The organism is Alloyangia pacifica (assembly GCF_003111685.1).
Taxonomy (GTDB): domain Bacteria; phylum Pseudomonadota; class Alphaproteobacteria; order Rhodobacterales; family Rhodobacteraceae; genus Salipiger; species Salipiger pacificus_A.
Window position 1 is genome coordinate 1598008 of the sequence record NZ_CP022189.1, and the last position, 18679, is coordinate 1616686.

At 68.0% G+C, this 18679-nt stretch carries 18 protein-coding genes; 14 read left to right on the forward strand and 4 right to left on the reverse strand.

Features of this window, described 5'->3' with window-relative positions:
- Positions 1 to 32: 32 nt before the first annotated feature.
- Positions 33 to 533 (reverse strand): superoxide dismutase family protein, encoded by a 501-nt coding sequence (locus tag CEW88_RS07630; protein WP_108965623.1) that lies wholly within the window; start codon positions 531 to 533, stop codon positions 33 to 35.
- 215 nt (positions 534 to 748) lie between these two features.
- Between CEW88_RS07630 and CEW88_RS07635 the strand changes: the two genes are divergently transcribed.
- Positions 749 to 1822, forward strand: coding sequence for a site-2 protease family protein (locus CEW88_RS07635; RefSeq protein ID WP_108965625.1), 1074 nt, complete (start codon positions 749 to 751; stop codon positions 1820 to 1822).
- A gap of 106 nt (positions 1823 to 1928) precedes the next feature.
- Positions 1929 to 2942, forward strand: a complete 1014-nt coding sequence (gene bmt / locus CEW88_RS07640; protein ID WP_108965626.1) for a betaine--homocysteine S-methyltransferase — start codon at positions 1929 to 1931, stop codon at positions 2940 to 2942.
- Positions 2943 to 3105: 163 nt separating this feature from the next.
- Here bmt and CEW88_RS07645 read toward each other — a convergent pair whose 3' ends face one another.
- A complete protein-coding gene (locus CEW88_RS07645) occupies positions 3106 to 4191 on the reverse strand; it encodes a PA0069 family radical SAM protein (protein ID WP_108967628.1) in 1086 nt (361 codons plus the stop codon).
- Positions 4192 to 4329: 138 nt separating this feature from the next.
- Between CEW88_RS07645 and CEW88_RS07650 the strand changes: the two genes are divergently transcribed.
- From CEW88_RS07650 to CEW88_RS07655, 3 genes are all read left to right on the forward strand, one after another.
- Entirely contained in the window at positions 4330 to 5040 is a 711-nt protein-coding gene (locus tag CEW88_RS07650; RefSeq protein ID WP_108965628.1) for a corrinoid protein, read from the forward strand.
- Between the two features lie 144 nt (positions 5041 to 5184).
- Positions 5185 to 5358 (forward strand): hypothetical protein, encoded by a 174-nt coding sequence (locus tag CEW88_RS24720; protein WP_193989020.1) that lies wholly within the window; start codon positions 5185 to 5187, stop codon positions 5356 to 5358.
- Entirely contained in the window at positions 5342 to 6049 is a 708-nt protein-coding gene (locus tag CEW88_RS07655) for a DUF1638 domain-containing protein (protein WP_108965630.1), read from the forward strand. Before CEW88_RS24720 ends, CEW88_RS07655 begins: the two co-directional genes overlap by 17 nt.
- Before the next feature lie 69 nt (positions 6050 to 6118).
- Here CEW88_RS07655 and CEW88_RS07660 read toward each other — a convergent pair whose 3' ends face one another.
- A complete protein-coding gene (locus tag CEW88_RS07660; protein ID WP_159099570.1) occupies positions 6119 to 7873 on the reverse strand; it encodes a divergent polysaccharide deacetylase family protein in 1755 nt (584 codons plus the stop codon).
- Positions 7874 to 8047: 174 nt separating this feature from the next.
- On the opposite strand from CEW88_RS07660, the gene CEW88_RS24455 reads away from it, so the two are divergent.
- The 7 genes from CEW88_RS24455 to lexA all read left to right on the forward strand — a co-directional run bounded on the left by CEW88_RS24455 (position 8048) and on the right by lexA (position 13643).
- Positions 8048 to 8629 carry an anthranilate synthase component II gene (locus tag CEW88_RS24455; RefSeq protein ID WP_159099571.1) on the forward strand — a complete coding sequence of 194 codons (582 nt, stop codon included), beginning with the start codon at positions 8048 to 8050 and terminating at the stop codon, positions 8627 to 8629.
- Complete coding sequence (trpD, locus tag CEW88_RS07665) at positions 8626 to 9648, forward strand: anthranilate phosphoribosyltransferase (RefSeq protein ID WP_108965633.1); 1023 nt, start codon at positions 8626 to 8628, stop codon at positions 9646 to 9648. The genes CEW88_RS24455 and trpD overlap by 4 nt, the downstream gene beginning before the upstream one ends.
- Positions 9645 to 10298, forward strand: coding sequence for a uracil-DNA glycosylase (locus CEW88_RS07670; protein ID WP_108965635.1), 654 nt, complete (start codon positions 9645 to 9647; stop codon positions 10296 to 10298). Before trpD ends, CEW88_RS07670 begins: the two co-directional genes overlap by 4 nt.
- A 32-nt stretch (positions 10299 to 10330) precedes the next feature.
- Entirely contained in the window at positions 10331 to 11134 is an 804-nt protein-coding gene (gene trpC, locus CEW88_RS07675; protein ID WP_108965637.1) for an indole-3-glycerol phosphate synthase TrpC, read from the forward strand.
- Positions 11131 to 11607, forward strand: coding sequence for a cyclic pyranopterin monophosphate synthase MoaC (moaC, locus tag CEW88_RS07680; RefSeq protein ID WP_108965639.1), 477 nt, complete (start codon positions 11131 to 11133; stop codon positions 11605 to 11607). Before trpC ends, moaC begins: the two co-directional genes overlap by 4 nt.
- The gene (locus CEW88_RS07685) at positions 11604 to 12770 is read left to right on the forward strand and encodes a molybdopterin molybdotransferase MoeA (protein WP_108965641.1); all 1167 of its coding nucleotides are present in this window, start codon (positions 11604 to 11606) and stop codon (positions 12768 to 12770) included. Before moaC ends, CEW88_RS07685 begins: the two co-directional genes overlap by 4 nt.
- Before the next feature lie 174 nt (positions 12771 to 12944).
- Complete coding sequence (gene lexA / locus CEW88_RS07690; protein WP_108965643.1) at positions 12945 to 13643, forward strand: transcriptional repressor LexA; 699 nt, start codon at positions 12945 to 12947, stop codon at positions 13641 to 13643.
- Here the strand turns inward: lexA and CEW88_RS07695 are convergent.
- Complete coding sequence (locus tag CEW88_RS07695; RefSeq protein ID WP_108965645.1) at positions 13637 to 15718, reverse strand: ComEC/Rec2 family competence protein; 2082 nt, start codon at positions 15716 to 15718, stop codon at positions 13637 to 13639. The two genes, lexA and CEW88_RS07695, sit on opposite strands and share 7 nt — an antisense overlap.
- A gap of 78 nt (positions 15719 to 15796) precedes the next feature.
- Between CEW88_RS07695 and gltX the strand changes: the two genes are divergently transcribed.
- Both gltX and gltA read left to right on the forward strand, forming a co-directional pair.
- A complete protein-coding gene (gene gltX / locus CEW88_RS07700) occupies positions 15797 to 17227 on the forward strand; it encodes a glutamate--tRNA ligase (protein WP_108965647.1) in 1431 nt (476 codons plus the stop codon).
- Between the two features lie 107 nt (positions 17228 to 17334).
- On the forward strand, positions 17335 to 18630 hold the full coding sequence (gene gltA, locus CEW88_RS07705; RefSeq protein ID WP_108965649.1) for a citrate synthase: 1296 nt from the start codon (positions 17335 to 17337) through the stop codon (positions 18628 to 18630).
- The last annotated feature ends 49 nt before the right edge of the window (positions 18631 to 18679 follow it).

The window sequence follows — 18679 nt, forward strand, 5'->3', positions numbered from 1 at the left end:
GCGAGGCGCCTAGGCGCCCCGCCGATGTTGCGTCACTCGCTCTCGAAGACCCCGCAGGCGAGCCGGCTGCCCGCATCACCCGAGGGCTGACTTTCGTAGTCGTCGGGTCCCGCGTGCACGATGAAGGCCGAGCCGTCGTCATCCAGAAGCATTTCGGTAACGTCGAAATCGGGGAGGAAGGCTTCGACGGTCAGCGATCCATCCGGCGCGATGTGCGCATTGGGCAGATCCCCCGGGTGCGGGCCGTTTTCGGCCATCACGCCGTGATCCGCGTCCCCTGCGAGATGACCCCCCGCAGAGGTGAAGTCGCTCGCCGAACAGTCGCCGGTTTCGTGGATGTGAATGCCATGCGCCCCCTCCGGAAGTCCCTGCAACTCGGCAACGACATGGCCCATGCCCGAAGGTGTGTCGGTGACAGTGACGGTTCCGATGTTGCTGCCATCGGTCCCCGCGAGCTGCGCGGTGGCGGTGGCGGCGATGGCCGGGGCACCGGCAAGCCCGAAAAGAGCGGTGGCAATAGCAATGGTTTTCATGACATCCTCCGTTGGCAAAGGGCGCGGCGACGCGATAAGCCCGCCTCCTGCCCTGCAGTCCCAACGCGGGGCAAGAGCCTCGGTTGCGCGGGCACGCAGAAAAGACCTCGGCGGCGGGACGTGTCGGTGCATGGCCCCTTACCTGACGGCGCGACGACTTTATCTTTGTCAAAGAGGCCCGGACGAGTTTCGCCACAGCCCCAAGGAGACGCCCCATGCACTGGTCTTTTCCAATCGGCCGCCTCTTCGGATCGGAGCTGCGTGTCCATGCGACGTTCTTCCTGCTGTTGCTCTGGATCGGCGTCGCCGCATGGTCGGCGGGCGGTATGGCGGCGGCGGTGCAGAATGTGCTCTTCATTCTCGCGCTCTTCGCATGCGTCGTGGCGCATGAGTTCGGTCACGCGCTGACCGCCCGGCGCTTCGGCATCAAGACCCCGGACATCACCCTGCTGCCCATCGGCGGGCTCGCCCGGCTCGAGCGCATGCCCGAGAAACCCGCGCAGGAGATCGCCGTCGCCATTGCCGGCCCGCTGGTCAACGTGGCGATCTGGCTGGTTCTGCTGTTGCTCGGCGCGAGCTCCGACATGGGCGCTCTGTCGCGCCTTGGCGAGGGGACCGGCGCCTTTCTCAGCCAACTCGCCTCGATCAACCTCGCGCTGGCGCTCTTCAACATGCTCCCGGCCTTTCCGATGGATGGCGGGCGGGTTCTGCGCGCGGTGCTCGCACTGCGCACCGACCGGGTGAGCGCGACCCGCGCAGCGGCGATCACCGGCCAGATCCTTGCCTTCGGTCTTGCCTTCTGGGGTCTGAGTTCGGGCAATTTCATCCTGATCCTCATCGCCATCTTCGTCTTCTTCGCCGGTCAGGCCGAGAGTCAGGACGTTGCCAGCCGCGCCGTTGCGCATGACCTGCTGGCGCGCGATGCGATGATCACCAGCTTCGAGACCTTGCGGCCCGAGGATACGCTGGCCACCGCCGGCCAGACCTTGATCAGGACCACTCAGCACGAGTTCCCCGTGCTAACCCCGGATGGACAGCTCGCCGGTTTCCTGACCCGCGACGCGCTCTTTCGCGGCATCGCCGAGGACCACGCCACGCGGCGCGTCTCTGAATTCATGACCGAGGTGCCCCAGTTGCCGCTCGCCGCGCCGCTGCAATCGGTGCTCGACGCGCTGGCGCAGGCACCGGCGGTGGCGGTGATCGACGCGGGCAGCCACGTGCTGGGCTACGTCACCCGGGAAAACGTCGGCGAGCTCATGGTGCTGCGCGGCCCCGGCATGGCCGGCTGAGACACGCCGGGCATGAGCGCCCCGCCGCTTGCCCCGCACCAACGATTGCGGCCCACAGCAGGATGTGGAATTCCCCGACCCGAAGAAGATTTTCTAGAGGCATTTCATGACCGACGCGCTTTCCACGCTGCTTGCAAAGCGGGACTGGCTGCTCGCCGACGGCGGTATCGGCACCAGCTTGTTCAGCATGGGTCTGACACCGGGCGACGCCCCGGAATTCTGGAACGAGACCTATCCGGACCGCATCCGCGCACTGTACCAAGGCGCGGTCGACGCGGGCTCCGACATTTTCCTCACCAATTCCTTCGGCGCCAATGCCGCGCGGCTCAAGCTGCACGAGGCTGCGCCCCGTGCCCGCGCGCTGTCGCGGAGTGCCGCCGAGCTGGGGCGCGAGGTGGCCGAGTCCGCCGGGCGTCCGGTCGTCGTGGCGGGCTCGGTCGGCCCCACCGGCGAGATCCTCGCGCCCATCGGCCCGTTGCCGCACGCGCTGGCGGTAGAGATGTTCGAAGAGACCGCGGCGGGCCTCAAGGAGGGCGGCGCCGATGTGCTCTGGCTCGAGACCATCTCGGCACCCGAAGAGGTCCGCGCCGCTGCCGAAGCCTTCGCGACCGTCGGCCTGCCCTGGTGCTGCACAATGAGCTTCGACACCGCCGGGCGTACGATGATGGGGCTCACCGCTGCCGACTTCGCGCGGCTCGTCGAGACGCTGCCGGCACCGCCGATCGCCTTTGGCGCGAACTGCGGCACCGGACCGTCGGACCTGCTGCGCAGCGTGCTTGGCTTCGCGGCAAGCGGCACCGAACGACCGATCATCGCCAAGGGCAACGCCGGCATCCCGCGCTACGAGAACGGGGAACTGCATTACGACGGCACACCCGAGGTGATGGCGGACTACGCGGTCATGGCCCGCGACGCCGGGGCACGGATCATCGGCGGCTGCTGCGGCACCACGCCCGAGCACCTGCGCGCCATGCGTGCGGCGCTCGAGAGCCGCCCGCTCGGGCCGCGCCCGACGCTGGAGCGGATCGCCAGCACGCTGGGCGCCTTCAGTTCGGAAAGCGACGGGCTCGGCGAAGACGGTCCCCAGCGCGTCCGGCGTGGCGGGCGCCGCCGCAGCTGAGCCGGTTCGGCGCGCATCCCCAAGGACGTGGCAGGGTGACCGCATGACGGCCCCGCCGCGTGCGATTGAATCCGACGCGTGGCCGCGCACTCTCGGCCTCAGCCGCGCTGCGGCACAAGGCGAAGGCTACGCTCGGCCCCTCCATCGTTGGGGTGAGGCCAATTCAGAAAAGCGACAGCTGGTCCCCCGCCCGCGGCGGCGGGCGAAACAGATCGCTGCGCAGCGCCGGCTGTTCCGCATCCAGTCCCAGCCGCCGCACCGCCTTGTCGAAGCGCTGCGCGATGAGCTGCGCATAGATGCCCTCCCCGCGCATCCGCCGGTGCCACTGCGCCGAGTAATCCTGTCCGCCGTGCATCTCGCGCAGCCGCGCCATGACCCGCGCGGCGCGGCCCGGATAGTGCTCCTCGAGCCAGGCGCGCCAGAGCGGCGCGACCTCGAGCGGCAGGCGCAGCATGATCCAACTCGCCGAAACGGCCCCCGCCTCGGCCCCGGCCTGCAGGATGTGTTCTAGCTCGGGATCGGTCAGCGCGGGCACGACGGGCGACGCCATGACCCGTACCGGGATCCCCGCCTCGCTCAGCCGTCGGATCGTCGCAAGCCGCCGGATCGGCGAGGGCACACGCGGCTCCATCCGGCGCGCGAGATCGGCGTCGAGCGTGGTGACCGAAAGGCCCACGCGCGCCAACCCCTGCGCCGCCATCTCCGAGAGGATGTCGATGTCGCGCTCGATCAGCGTGCCCTTGGTGACGATGGCAACCGGGTGGCGGAAGTCGCGCAGCACCTCGAGGCAGGCGCGCATGATGCCCCGGTCCCGCTCGATCGGCTGGTAGGGATCGGTATTGGTGCCGATGGCCAGCGGCGCGGGCGCGTAACGCTTGGCCCCCAGTTCACGCGCCAGCACCTCGGGCGCATCGGGCCGGGCGATGAGCTTGGTCTCGAAATCCAGCCCCGGCGAGAGCCCCAGATAGGCGTGGCTAGGCCGGGCGAAGCAGTAGATGCAGCCGTGCTCGCAGCCGCGATAGGGATTGATCGTCCGGTCAAAGGGCAGATCCGGCGAGCGCACGTAGTTGATCAGGCTGCGCGGGCGCTCTTCGCTGACCTCGGTGCGCAGCACTGGCAGCTCCTCGGAGATTTCCCAGCCGTCATGGGCATCCTCATAGGCAAGCCGCTCGAAGCGCCCGCTGTCACGGGAGCCGGCGCCGCGCCCCTTGCGGCGCTCCTTTTCGATGGATCGGCTGGCGGCGCACATGCGCCAGATATGGAACATATAGAGAACATTGACAAGCCCCACCGACGCGGCGTCGCCTCCGTCCCCGGCCATGTCGCAATCGGCCATGTGGCGCAAGCGTCCGGGGCGCAGGCTGGAGGGAGCGCAAGGGAGGTGCCCATGTCCGAAGACGAACCCGGCGAAGAGATCATCCTGGCTGATCTCGACGATGCGGAGCTGGTCGAGCAGATGTTCGACGATCTCTACGACGGCATGCGCGAAGAGATCGAAGAGGGCGTGCGGATCCTGCTGGACCGGGGCTGGCCGCCCTACAAGGTCCTCACCGAGGCGCTTGTCGGCGGCATGAAGATCGTCGGCGAGGATTTCCGCGATGGCATCCTCTTCGTCCCCGAGGTGCTGCTGGCGGCGGGCGCGATGAAAGGCGGCATGGCGATCCTCAAGCCGCTGCTGGCCGAGACCGGGGCGCCGACCATCGGCAAAATGGTGATCGGCACGGTCAAGGGCGACATCCACGACATCGGCAAGAACCTCGTGTCGATGATGATGGAGGGCGCGGGCTTCGAAGTGATCGACCTCGGCATCAACAACGCCGTCGAGTCCTACCTCGAGGCGATGGAGGCGGAGAAGCCCAATATCCTTGGCATGTCCGCCCTGCTCACCACCACGATGCCCTACATGAAGGTGGTGATCGACACGATGGTCGCAAAGGGCCTGCGCGACGATTACATCGTACTGGTCGGCGGCGCGCCTCTCAACGAGGACTTCGGCCGGGCCATCGGCGCCGACGCCTATTGCCGCGATGCGGCGGTCGCGGTGGAGACTGCAAAGGCGCTCATCGCGCGGCGCCACGACCGGGCCGCAGCGGGATGAACCCGCGCCGCTCTGGCTCCGAAGCCCATGCCGATAAGCGAAAATTTGCAGGGCTTTGCGCGGAGAACGTGACGGAAATTTGGATTTCTCTTTGCTTTCGGGGGGTCCGGCACCTATCTTCAATAGCAGGGAAAGGAGACCCCGATGCCGGTGACCACTCTTGTAACGCTTCTGATCGCGGTGATTGCCTCCGCAGGCTTCACCGTCTGGGCCCTGTTTGCCTGGGGGGCGAGCAAGGTCATCCCGCTGTTGCTCGGCATCGCCCTGCTGATCCGCTGGGGCATGGCCTCGGTGCCCGCGGATGACACCCGCGCCTGACGGCGCCCAAGCCGCCGAAGCCCACCAGAATTCCGAATTCGCGCCTTCTGACCAGGCGCTTGCCGAGCGCTGTTTTGGGCTGTCCACGGCGCGTCGTTGCACGGGCCGCATCCTGCTCATTGCCTGCGGCGCGCTCGCCCGCGAGGTGCTTGCGGTGACCCGGCAGAGTGGGCTCGACCACCTCGACCTCGTCTGTCTGCCCGCCCAATTGCACAATACGCCCGAGCGCATCCCCGGCGCCGTGCGCGCCGCCGTCGCCCGTCACCGCGGGACACATGCCGAGATCAAGCTGCTCTACGCCGATTGCGGCACTAGCGGGCAGCTGTCCGCGCTTTGCGACGAGCTGGGGATCGAAATGCTGCCCGGCGCGCATTGCTATGCCGTCTTCGACGGAGTCGCGCGCTTTGCCACGCGCGGTGAGATGACCAGCTTCTACCTCACGGATTTCCTGGTGCGCCAGTTCGACGCTTTCGTCTGGCGCCCGCTTGGCCTCGACCGGCACCCGCAGCTAAGGGACGCCTATTTCGGGAATTACCGAACCTTGGTGCATCTCGCGCAGGTGGAGGACGCGGCGACAGCGGGCCTGGCCGCGCAGCACGCCGCCCGGCTCGGGCTCGCCTTCGAGCGGCGGGTCACCGGCTACGGCGATCTGGGCGCCTCGCTGGAAGCCTGGGCGACGCCGCGCGATTAAAGAAGGCTCCACTCCGCGCGGCTCGGCGTTTCTAGCACTCGGACGCTTGCGCCCCTAAGATCGCGCCGGTCAGTCTTGGCGCGCCTGCCGGAGCAGCAGCGCCGAGACCGGGACCAGGGCGACGCTGTTCGCGCGGTCCTGCAGCCCCCAGAGCAGCAGCGCCGAGACCGTGTCGGCGCGCAGACGGCCCAGCATCACCACGTTCTCGTCCTGCCGCGCCCGGAAGGCCGCCTGGTCGAGGAAGCGCCGCATGACCCGCGGCTCCTGCCCCTTGCCGTCGAAATCGCGGAAAACCGTCAGGCTCGGCACGCCGGCGCGGCGGGCCAGCGCCTCGGCGGTGTTCAGCCCGTTTGGCATCATCACCAGCCCGTGGCCGGAGTCGGCAAGGAACTCCGCCGCCTGCTCCGAGATCGCCCGGTTGTGTTGCAGCGCCAGATCCGCGCTCTCCAGCACCGCGACCGCGCCGGGAACGGTGCTGAGCGCGCCTTCGAGCGCGATCTCCGTGTCGGAGGGGATCGCATTCTCGGGCAGCGCGGCCAGGGCCAGAACCTCGAAACCGCGCGCGCGATAGGCCTCGGCGGCGCTGGCGGGATCGGGATGCGAGGGCGCGATCGCGAAGCTCACCGGGAAGGGAAAGGCCTCGACCGTTTCCGGACCAAGCGGCCCGGTGCCGTCGTCGATGAGCAAGATGGACATGGCCGCGTCGCCGGGAGCAAGGTCGGAGGCGGCGGCATAGAGCTGCAGCGGTGAGGCCCCGGCGTCAGGCGTGGCCGCGGGAGCGTCTTCGGTGATCACCGGCAGGCGGCTATCCGGCGAGGAGCCGATGCCCGGCGAGGCAGGTTCTGCCGCTTGTTGCGGGGTGTCTTCGGGCGCACGGGTGATCAAGGATGACGCCGGCGTGCCGACGCTCGGTCCGTCGGAGGGGAGCGGCTCCGCCGGGCGGCCTGGCACAAGAGTGGTGACCCGGGGGAGCGCGGCCCCTGCAGGCGGTGCCTCCTCCGGCGAGATGACAGGCATTTCGGGCTTTTCCGAAACAGCCTCCCCGGTGGGTGCTTCCACGGCAGCCTCAGGCGTGGGCTCGGTCACGGGCTGCGGCTCTGGCTCGGGCGCGAGGCCGCTGTCCTGGGTCGGAGTTGGCGGCTGCGCGGGATCGGTCGAGAGCGATGGCTGCGCCTCGACCAGGGGGGCTTCCGGTGGGAGCGCGGGCAGACCGGGCTGCACCGGGGCGTCGCCGCCGACCGCGAGCCGTGCAGCCTCGGAGGCGCCGGGCGCATCCGGGGCATCGGGCATCGGGATCGGGTCGGGACGCTGCAGCGGATTGGTGTCGGGAGCGCTGCCCTCGACGAGCGAGGGCGCCGCGAGCGTCGGTCCCGCGTCGGAGGGAGCCACCCCCTGCTCCTCGGCAGGGCGGTGCGCCGGCGGCGGCGTTTCGGCGTCTTCCGAGGTGGCGCCCGGCGCGGTTTCGACCGGAGGCTCTTCGGCGCGTGCCTGAGAGTCTTCGGCGCGTGCATCCGGAGCCGCCGCCGTGTCTTCCGAGCTTCCAGTTTCCGACGCGCTGTCCGCCCCCTCGGTCGCTGGCGCAGAGTCCGGCCGTTCGGCCGTCTCCTCTGCGATGTCCGGCGCATCGCTCTGGGGCGCTCGGGTGACCGGTGCGGCGCGCTCGCCCAGGCTGTCGACCGCCTCGGCAACGGGATCGGTGGCGATGGGCATCTCGGGGCGGGTCGGACGGTTGGCGGGCGGCCCCATGGCCACCGACAGCACTCCAGCGCCCACGCCCGAGACCACCAGACCCCAGATCGCCCCTGCCAAGAAACCGCGTGCCATGTCCCTGCCCGTCCTCTTCTCTGCCGCGGGTCCCGTTGCCGGACCCTTTGTCGCCGTGCTACGGCGCGCGTGCCGGTCCCGATCAGAGTTCGGGACATGGCCTTGACGCTGCACCACCTGCGGGCGCATGTATACCCCCACCGCGGGTGCGCCCGCCAGTCTGAAGAGTCTACCATGCTGCTTCTCATCGACAATTACGACAGTTTCACCTGGAACCTCGTGCATTACGTGGGCGAGCTGGGCGTGGAGACCAAAGTCGTGCGCAACGACCAGATCGACGTTCAGTCGGCCATGGCGCTGAAACCCGCGGGCATCCTGCTCTCGCCGGGGCCCTGCACACCGACCGAGGCAGGCATCTGTCTCGCGCTCACCGAGGCCGCCGCCGAGACCGGCACGCCGCTTTTCGGCGTCTGCCTCGGCCACCAGACCATCGGCCAGGCCTTCGGCGGCACCGTGAAGCGCCACGACGAGATCGTGCACGGCAAGGTGGGGCTGATGCATCACGACGACACCGGGGTGTTCGCCGGGCTGCCCTCGCCTTTCGAGGCGACGCGCTATCATTCTTTGGTCGTCGCCCGCGAGGACCTTCCCGAGGAGCTGATCGCCAATGCCTGGCTCGAGGACGGCACGATAATGGGCCTGCGCCACCGGGAGCTGCCCATCCACGGCGTGCAGTTCCACCCCGAGAGCATCGCCTCCCAGCACGGCCATGCGCTGATCGAGAATTTCCTGAAGACCATGAAAGTCCCTGCATGAGCGATCGACTGAAGCCGCTGATCGGCGCCGCCTGTACCCGTCCGCTGAGCCGGCAGGAGGCCGAGGCGGCCTTCGAGATCCTCTTTGCGGGCGAGGCCACCCCGGCGCAGATCGGCGGGCTGCTGATGAGCCTGCGCACCCGCGGCGAGACGGTCGAGGAGTACGCCGCCGCCGCCGCGGTGATGCGCGCCAAGTGCAACAAGGTTGTCGCGCCCGCGGGCGCCATCGACATCGTCGGCACCGGCGGCGACGGCAAGGGCACGCTGAACATCTCGACCGCCACCGCCTTTGTGGTGGCGGGCGCTGGCGTCACCGTGGCCAAGCACGGCAACCGGAATCTCTCGTCGAAGTCGGGCTCGGCGGATGCGCTGGGACAGATGGGCATCAACGTGATGCTGCCCGCCTCGGCCATCGCGCCCATCCTCAACGAGGTCGGAATCTGCTTTATGATGGCCACCATGCACCACCCGGCGATGAAGCACGTGGGCCCGCCGCGCATGGAGCTGGGCACGCGCACGATCTTCAACATTCTCGGGCCGATGACCAACCCAGCCGGCGTGAAACGCCAGCTGACCGGCGCCTTCTCGCGCGATCTCATCCGGCCCATGGCCGAGGTTCTGGGCCAGCTCGGCTCGGAGCGCGCCTGGCTGGTGCACGGCTCGGACGGCACCGACGAGCTCGCGATCTGCGGCGTGAGCTGGGTTGCGGCGCTGGAAGAGGACGGCTCCATCCGCGAGGTCGAGCTGCACCCCGAGGACGCGGGGCTTCCTGCACACCCCTTCGAGGAGATCATCGGAGGCGACCCGGCCGAGAACGCTGCGGCAATGCGGGCGCTTCTGGACGGCGCAGAGAATGCCTACCGCGATGCGGTGCTTCTGAACTCGGCCGCGGCGCTGGTGGTCGCGGGCAAGGCGGCCGACCTGCGCGAGGGCGTCGCCATGGCCCGCGAGAGCATCGACAGCGGCGCGGCCAAAGCCAAGGTCGAGGCGCTTGCCAAGGCGAGCCAAGCCGCCGCATGAGCCTGCCTGAAAGCTGGGGCCACCTGCCCTTTTTCACCAAGGAGTTCCCGCGTATCGCCGCCGCGCTGGCAGAGGAGACGCGGGAGATCCTGCCGGCGGAGCCGCTGCGCTTCGCGGCGCTCGACGCCTGCGCGCCCGAAGAGGTGCGGGTGGTGATCCTCGGACAGGATCCCTACCCAACGCCCGGCCACGCCCATGGGCTCGCCTTTTCGGTAGAACCCGAAATACGGCCCCTGCCGCGGTCGCTCACCAATATCTACAAGGAATTGCAGGAAGAATTCGGCGCGGTCCCGCCGAACGGCGACCTGCGCTTCTGGGCCCGTCAGGGCGTGCTCCTGCTCAACACCGCGCTCTCGGTGCCCGCCGGCAACGCGGGCGCACACGCCAAGCTTGGCTGGTCGACCCTGACCGCGCAGGTGCTCGAGGCGCTCTCGGACCAGCCGCGCGCCTTCATCCTTTGGGGTGGCCACGCGCAGAAATTCGCGCCGTACATCCGCGGCGAGGATCACCTGATCCTCACCTCCGCCCACCCCTCGCCGCTCTCGGCGCGACGCGGCTTTTTCGGCTCTCGCCCCTTTTCCCGCGTCAACGACTGGCTTAAAGCCAGAGGGGAGACGCCGATCAACTGGACCACGCCCGGCGCGGCCTGACCGACCGGCCCGAGAACGATACGGAGCCCGCCATGACCCAGACGATCCTCGACAAGATCAAGGCCTACAAGCTCGAAGAGGTCGCCGCCGACAAGGCCGCGAAACCGCTGAGCGAGGTCGAGGCGGAGGCCCGTGCCGCAGACCCCGTGCGCCCCTTCGCGCAAGCGCTCTTCGAGGCTGCCAAGACCGGCTATGGCCTGATCTCGGAAGTAAAAAAGGCCTCGCCCTCCAAGGGGCTGATCCGCGAGGACTTCGACCCCGCGACGCTGGCCCGGGCCTATGAACGCGGCGGTGCCACCTGCCTGTCGGTGCTCACCGATACACCGTCGTTCCAGGGGGCCAAGGCCTTCCTGACCGAGGCGCGCTCGGCCACCAACATGCCCGCGCTGCGCAAGGACTTCATGTACGACCCCTACCAGGTCGCCGAAGCCCGCGCGCTTGGTGGTGACTGCATCCTGATCATCATGGCCTCGGTCTCCGACACGCTGGCCGCCGAACTCGAGGATGCCGCTTTCCACTGGGGCATGGACGCGCTGATCGAGGTGCATGATGCCGAGGAGTTGGAGCGCGCGCTCACGCTCAAATCGCCGCTGATCGGGGTCAACAACCGCAACCTCAAAACCTTTGAGACCACGCTCGACACCACCCGCGTGCTGTCGAAGGGGGTGCCCGAGGGCCGCTTCCTGATCTCCGAGTCAGGGCTCAACACCCCGGCCGATCTGGCGGACATGGCGCACTACGGCGCCCGCGCCTTTCTCATCGGCGAGAGCCTGATGCGGCAGCAAGACGTCGAATCCGCGACCCGCACGCTGCTCGCCGACCCGGTGCCCGCATGAGCGGCCTCACACATTTCGACGCCAAGGGCGATGCGCATATGGTCGACGTTTCGGACAAACCCGTAACGTCCCGCATCGCCACCGCTGCCGCGTGGATCCGCATGGAGCAGGCGACTTTCGAGCTGATCTCCGAGGGCAAGGCCAAGAAGGGCGACGTCCTCGGCGTGGCGCGTCTCGCCGGGATCATGGGCGCCAAAAAGACATCCGAGTTGATTCCGCTCTGCCACCCGCTTCCGGTGACGAAGGTCACCGTCGAGATCACTGCGGATGCCGCGCTGCCGGGCCTGCAGATCGAAGCCACCGTCAAGACCACCGGCCAGACCGGCGTCGAGATGGAGGCGCTGACTGCCGCCTCGACCGCTGCGCTGACCGTCTACGACATGGTCAAGGCGGTGGACCGCGGCATGGAAATCGGCGGGTTGCGCGTGCTCCTGAAGGACGGCGGCAAGTCGGGGCGCTACGAAGCCAAATGATCCCCGTCTCGGAAGCGCTCGACCATCTCTTCGCCCTTGCCCGCCCATTGGATGTGGAGGAGGTGCCCCTGCGCGAGGCCGGTGGCCGCGTGCTCGCGCGGTCGGTCGCGGCCCGCCGCGACCAGCCGCCTTTTGCGGCATCGGCGATGGATGGCTACGGCGTGACCGAAGCGGCGCCGGGTCTGCGCTTCACCGTGATCGGCGAAGCTGCCGCGGGACGCGGCTTCCAGGGAAAGGTCGGCGCCGGCGAAGCGGTGCGCATCTTCACCGGCGCGCCGGTGCCGGACGGGGTGAAAACCGTTGTCATTCAAGAGGATGTCACCCGCAACGGGGATGTCATCACGATTACCGACCAGCTTGCTGCAGGCGACAACATCCGCCCCTACGGCAATGACTTCCGCGCCGGCCTCACACTCGATGCCCCCCGTCTTCTCGGCCCCCAGGACATCGCCCTTTTGGCCGCGATGAACATCGCCCGCGTGCCCGTGACGCGCCGCCCGAAGGTCGCCCTGATCTCAACCGGGGACGAGCTGGTCATGCCCGGCGAAGACCCTGGCCCCGACCAGATCATCGCGTCGAACACCTTCGGCCTTTACGTGCTGATGCAGCAGCTCGGCGCCGAGCCGCGCCTGCTTCCCATCGCCCGCGACAACGAGGCCTCGCTGCGCACGGTCTTCGGCATGGCCGGTGACGCAGACCTCGTGGTGACCATCGGTGGCGCCTCGGTCGGCGATCATGACCTCGTGGCCCGCGTGGCCGAGGGCATGGGGCTCGAGCGGGCCTTTCACAAGGTCGCCATGCGCCCCGGCAAGCCCCTGATGTCCGGCCGTTTCGGCGAGGCGATGATGGTCGGCCTGCCCGGCAACCCGGTGTCGGCCATGGTCTGCGGACATATCTTTCTTGCCCCGGTGGTCCGCGCCATGCTCGGCCTCGGCGCTGCGCCGGCCCGGCGCGAGACGCTGCGCCTCGCGGCGCCGGTCAGCGAAAACGGCCCGCGCGAGCACTATATGCGAGCCCGGATCACGCCCGAGGGGGTCTCGATTTTTGATCGTCAGGACAGCGCCTTGCTGAGCGTTCTCGGCGCCGCCGATGCGCTGGCCGTGCGCCCTCCGCGCGATCCCGCCCGCGCCGCCGGGGACGAGATCGAGGTGATCCGCCTCTGAGGCACCTGTCCGCTTCATCCGAAACGCAAGGTTTCCCGGTCGAAGCATTTGGATAGCCTCAAGAATTAATCTCGCTTTAACCTTGCATTAATGATCACGGGGATTGACACAAAACGGGAACAGGTCTAGAACAAATTCGAACATCTCTTCAGGCAAAGACTCGGGACAACGCGCATGCTGACCAAGAAACAGCTCGATTTGCTGGATTTCATCAACAGGCGCATGGCGCGCGACGGCGTTCCGCCCAGCTTTGACGAGATGAAGGATGCGCTGGACCTGCGCTCCAAGTCGGGCATCCACCGGTTGATCACGGCGCTCGAAGAGCGCGGCTTCATCCGCCGCCTCGCCCACCGCGCCCGCGCGATCGAGATCGTGAAACTGCCCGACAGCCTTGCGGGGCGCCCCACCGGCTTCGTGCCACAGGTGATCCAGGGCGCCCGCGGTGCCGCTCCGAAACCGCCGGCCAATGACACCCTGGAAGCCGTCGGCGCGATGGAGCTGCCGCTGATGGGCCGGATTGCCGCGGGTGTGCCCATCGAGTCGATCTCCGATATCCCGCCGAATGTCGCCGTACCCTCGGCCATGCTGTCCAGCAGCGGCCGCCACTACGCGCTCGAGGTCAAGGGCGACTCGATGATCGAGGCCGGGATCAACGATGGCGACGTGGTGATCATCCGCGAGACCAGCTCGGCCGACAACGGGCAGATCGTCGTCGCACAGGTCGAAGGCTACGAATCCACCCTCAAGCGCTTCCGCCGCAACGGCAGCAGCATCGTGCTCGAAGCCGCAAACCCTGCCTACGAGCCTCGCGTGCTGCCATCGGGGTCGGTTTCGGTGCAGGGCCGCCTCGTCGGGCTGATCCGCTCCTACTGATCGCCCCCTGCGCCGCCCTCCCACAGGCGCGGTGGATGGCCGCGCGAGGGGTGCATCTTCAGACCATCGGCGCCTCGTCGAAAGGCGACGGCCCCGGTGGTCCTGAGCCTCTCGACATCGAAGACCTCGCAGTGCAGCCCCTCCAGGATTGACACATTTGCCACGAGGATCCCGGCGCCTCCACAGCCCGAGATGCTGCCAGCGGCCCGGTGTCCGGAGACATGCAGCACCTCGACACCCTCGACAAGCGCACGGCGCAGCCGCCCTGCCGCATCGGGCCAGAGTGCCGCGGCAGCGGCCTGATCCGCGGGCTGTCCATCGTTCTCGAGCCAGAGCTTGGCGACGAACCCCTCTCCGACATCGCGCGAGAGCGCGCGGCCTTTTTCGGTCATCACGCCGACCAGCCCGCCGCTTTCCGAGATCAGCAGCGCCGGGCGCTCGGACTGCACCCAGACCCCCAGCGCCAGCGCCAGCGGCAGCAGCCCGCCCCAGCGCCCGCGTCCCTGCCAAAGCAATAGCAAGAGCCCGCCAGTCGTGATCAGCGGCAGCACCGCGGGACCCGGTGCCACCACCTGACCGACGGCGCCCTCCCAGCCGGAGGCGGTCTGCGCCACGCTCAGGATCCAGTGCAGCGCCAGCGCCATCCCCCGCAACGCCACCCCGTCTAGCCCGAGCGGCATCAGGACCGCCGCCAGCACCGCCATCGGCACGGCGACAAGTCCCATGGCCGGCACCGCCAGCAAGTTGGCCAGCAACCCGTAGCGCGAAACGAGATTGAAATGCGCCATCGAGAATGGCGCCGTCGCGGCAGAGGCGACGGTCGACGAAAGCAGCAGCGCCAGCAGCGGCCGCGCCCATCGCGGTCCGGCAAGCCGTGTCTCGACCTTGCCGAACACGCAGATCAGCGCGGTTGTGGCGGCGAAGGACATCTGGAAGCCCGGGCCGAGCAGCGCCTCCGGGCGCAGCAGAAGCACCAGCAGAGCCGCCAAGGCCACCGCCCGCAGGGAGAGCGCCCGCAGGTCCGCGAGCACCGCCCCCAGCATCACCGCCACCATGATGAAGGCGCGCTGGGTCGCGACATTGCCCCCTGAAAGGGCTAGGTAGCCCGAGGCCGCCGCCAGCGCTCCCACCGCCGCGATCTTCTTGCCGGGCCAATGATGACGGCTGAGCGGGACCAGCAGCAGCGCCACGCGCAGGGCAGCGAAAACGAAACCGGTCAGCAGTCCCATGTGCAGGCCGGAAATGGCCAGAAGATGCGCGAGGTTCGAGCGGCGCAGCGCGTTCAGCGTCTCTTGCCCGATGCCACTGCGGTCGCCGGTCATCAGCGCCGCGGCGAAGCCGCCGATTTCGCCCGGCAGCCGCGTCTGCACGTGCCGTGACAGCGCCAGACGCAGGCGCAGAAGCCGCTGGCTGCCCGCGGCCTCCCTCAGAACCACCGGCGTTCGGCTGTAGCCCACCGCCCCGATCCGCTCGAACCAGGCGTGACGGCGGAAATCGAAGCCGCCAGGCTCCACCGGGCCTCCGGGCGGGACGAGGTGGCCGGTCAGCGCCACCCTCTGCCCAGGCGCCAGGTCGAGCGCACGCCCCTGCAGCTCGGGCGGCACGTGCAGCGAGACGCGGACCCTCGCCGGAGTGCTCGCAGGGGCGACCCGCAGCAGCGTTACCTGATCGAGCGTCAGCCGCGGCACGTCCGAGGCGGAGCGGTCCAGCGCGATCACCCGCCCTTCGATCGGGCCGTAGTATCGAAATCCAAGCTGCGGGGCGGCGACCAGATGCGCCCGCGCCCCGGCATGCGCCAGACCGAGAAGAAGCACCCCCGCGCCAATCGCGATCGGCGCAACTTCGGCCGGGAGTCGGCGCGACCACAGCAGGAGAGCGGCCCCGACGCAGGCGCAGGCAAGGAGCCAATGCGCCGCCAGTTCGAGCGGCAGGGCAAAATAGACCCCGATACCGGCACCGAGGAAGACCGGCACCCAGGCGAAGAGATGCCCCCGCTGCGCCGCCAGCGCCGCCCCGGCCCGGCGCGGCAGGCGCAGAGCCCGGAAGACCGCCAGCAAGGTCAGCAGCCGGCCCATGCTTGCCCCCGCCCCCCGCGCTGTTTAAGGAACCTGCAAAACCCTAGGCCCACCACGGTTACCGCGAGGTTAATTCCCATGACGAGCCCCTCTCCGAGCCCCCAGGCAGTCGTTACCCGTTTCGCCCCTTCTCCGACCGGCTACCTCCACATCGGCGGTGCCCGCACGGCGCTGTTCAACTGGCTCTACGCCCGTGGCCGCGGCGGAAAGTTCCTGCTGCGCATCGAGGATACCGACCGCGCGCGCTCGACCCCGGAGGCGACCGCCGCGATCCTCAAGGGACTCGACTGGCTCGGGCTCGACCATGACGGCGAGGTGATCAGCCAGTTCGAGCGCGCGCCGCGCCACGCCGAGGTGGCGCACGAATTGCTCGCCAAGGGCGCGGCCTACAAGTGCTTCTCGACCCAGGAAGAAATCGAGACCTTCCGCGAGGCCGCCCGCGAGGCCGGGAGCTCGACCCTGTTCCGCAGCCCTTGGCGCGACGCCGACCCGGCGAGCCACCCCGATGGACCCTACGTGATCCGCCTGCGCACTCCCGAAGAGGGCGAGACGGTGATCGAGGACCAGGTGCAGGGCACCGTGCGGATCCGCAACGACCAGCTCGACGACATGATCCTGCTGCGCTCGGACGGCACGCCGGTCTACATGCTCGCGGTGGTGGTTGATGACCACGACATGGGCGTCACACATGTCATCCGCGGCGACGACCACCTCAACAACGCGGCGCGACAGATGGGCATCTACACCGCCATGGGCTGGCCGCTGCCGGTCTATGCACACATCCCGCTGATCCACGGACCGGACGGCAAGAAGCTCTCGAAGCGTCATGGCGCGCTCGGCGTGGACGAGTACCAGAAGCTCGGCTACCCGGCCGCCGGAATGCGCAACTATCTCGCGCGGCTCGGCTGGAGTCACGGCGATGACGAATTCTTCACCGATACTCAGGCACAAGAATGGTTCGACCTGTCGGGAATCGGGAAATCGCCCGCGCGGCTTGATTTCAAGAAACTGGAAAACATCTGCGGCCAGCACATCGCGGTCGGAGACGATGCCGCGCTGCTGCATGAAATCGAGGCATATCTGGATGCGGCGGGTCTGCCCGCCTTCACCGAGGCACAAAAATCCGGGATGACGCGGGGTATGTACTGCCTCAAGGACCGCGCCAAGACTTTCCCGGAACTTCTTGAAAAGGCTCACTTCATCCTGACGGAAACCCCGATCGTCCCGGATGAGAAAGCGGCCAAGAACCTCGATCCAGTATCCCGTGGTATACTGGTCTCGTTGACGCCGCAGTTGCAAAGTGCTAGCTGGTCGCGAGAAGAGCTCGAGGGGGTAACGGCGCGCTTCGCCGAGGAACAGAACACGAAATTCGGAAAGCTGGCCGGGCCGCTTCGCGCGGCGCTTGCAGGCCGCTCCGTCACCCCGAGCGTGTTCGACATGATGCTGGTACTCGGCCGCGAGGAAACGCTCCTCCGGCTCGAACAGGCAGCGGCTTCCGAGGCGGCGTGACGGTCTGGCAAACCGGCCTCTCCGACCCCGCCACGGGCCATGTGTGACAATACCGACCGGGCGCGCCCGACGCGCCTGGCCTTATCCAGATGAAGGGACAAGCAAGCATGGCTGACACAGCGAAAAGCGCGACACTGACCATCGGCGAGCAAAGCTACGACCTGCCGATCTATTCGCCCACCGTGGGCCCGGACGTGGTCGACATCCGCAAGCTCTATGGCCAGGCCGGGGTGTTCACCTACGACCCGGGCTTCACCTCCACCGCCAGCTGCGACAGCACCATCACCTTCATCGACGGCGACGAAGGCGTGCTGCTGCACCGCGGGTATCCGATCGACCAGCTCGCGTCGAAGTCGCATTACCTCGAAGTGTGCTACCTGCTGATGTACGGCGAACTGCCGACCGCGGCTGAGCTCGAGGACTTCGAGAACACGATCACCCGTCACACGATGATCCATGAGCAGATGCACAACTTCTTCCGCGGTTTCCGCCGCGACGCGCATCCCATGGCAACCATGGTGGGTGTGGTCGGCGCCATGTCGGCCTTCTATCACGACAGCACCGACATCTCGGACCCGCGCCAGCGCGAGATCGCCTCGCACCGCCTGATCGCCAAGATGCCGACCATCGCGGCGATGGCCTACAAGTACTCGATCGGCCAGCCCTTCGTGTACCCGCGCAACGATCTCGATTACGCGGCGAACTTCCTGCACATGTGCTTCTCGGTTCCGGCCGAGAAATACGAGGTGAACCCGATCCTCGCCCGCGCCATGGACCGGATCTTCACCCTGCACGCCGACCACGAGCAGAACGCCTCGACCTCGACCGTGCGTCTCGCCTCTTCCTCGGGCGCGAACCCGTTTGCCTGCATCGCGGCCGGCATCGCCTGCCTTTGGGGCCCGGCCCACGGCGGCGCCAACCAGGCCTGCCTCGAGATGCTGAAAGAGATCGGCTCGGTCGACCGCATCCCCGAGTTCATCGCCCGCGCCAAGGACAAGAACGATCCGTTCCGTCTGATGGGCTTCGGTCACCGCGTCTACAAGAACCGCGACCCGCGCGCGACGGTGATGAAGCAATCCGCAGACGAGGTGCTCGACCTGCTCGGCGTCGAGAACAACCCGATCCTGCAGGTGGCCAAAGAGCTCGAGAAGCAGGCGCTGGAAGATCCGTATTTCATCGACAAGAAGCTGTTCCCGAACGTCGACTTCTACTCGGGCATCATCCTCGAGGCGATGGGCTTCCCGACCTCGATGTTTACCCCGATCTTCGCGCTGTCGCGCACCGTCGGCTGGGTTTCGCAGTGGAAAGAGCAGCTCGCCGATCCGCAGCACAAGATCGGCCGTCCGCGCCAGCTGTACCTTGGCTCCGCGCAGCGCGACTACACGGACATCGAAAACCGCTGATCCGGATTTCATTGAGACCAAAGGCCCCGCTCTGGCGGGGCCTTTTGCT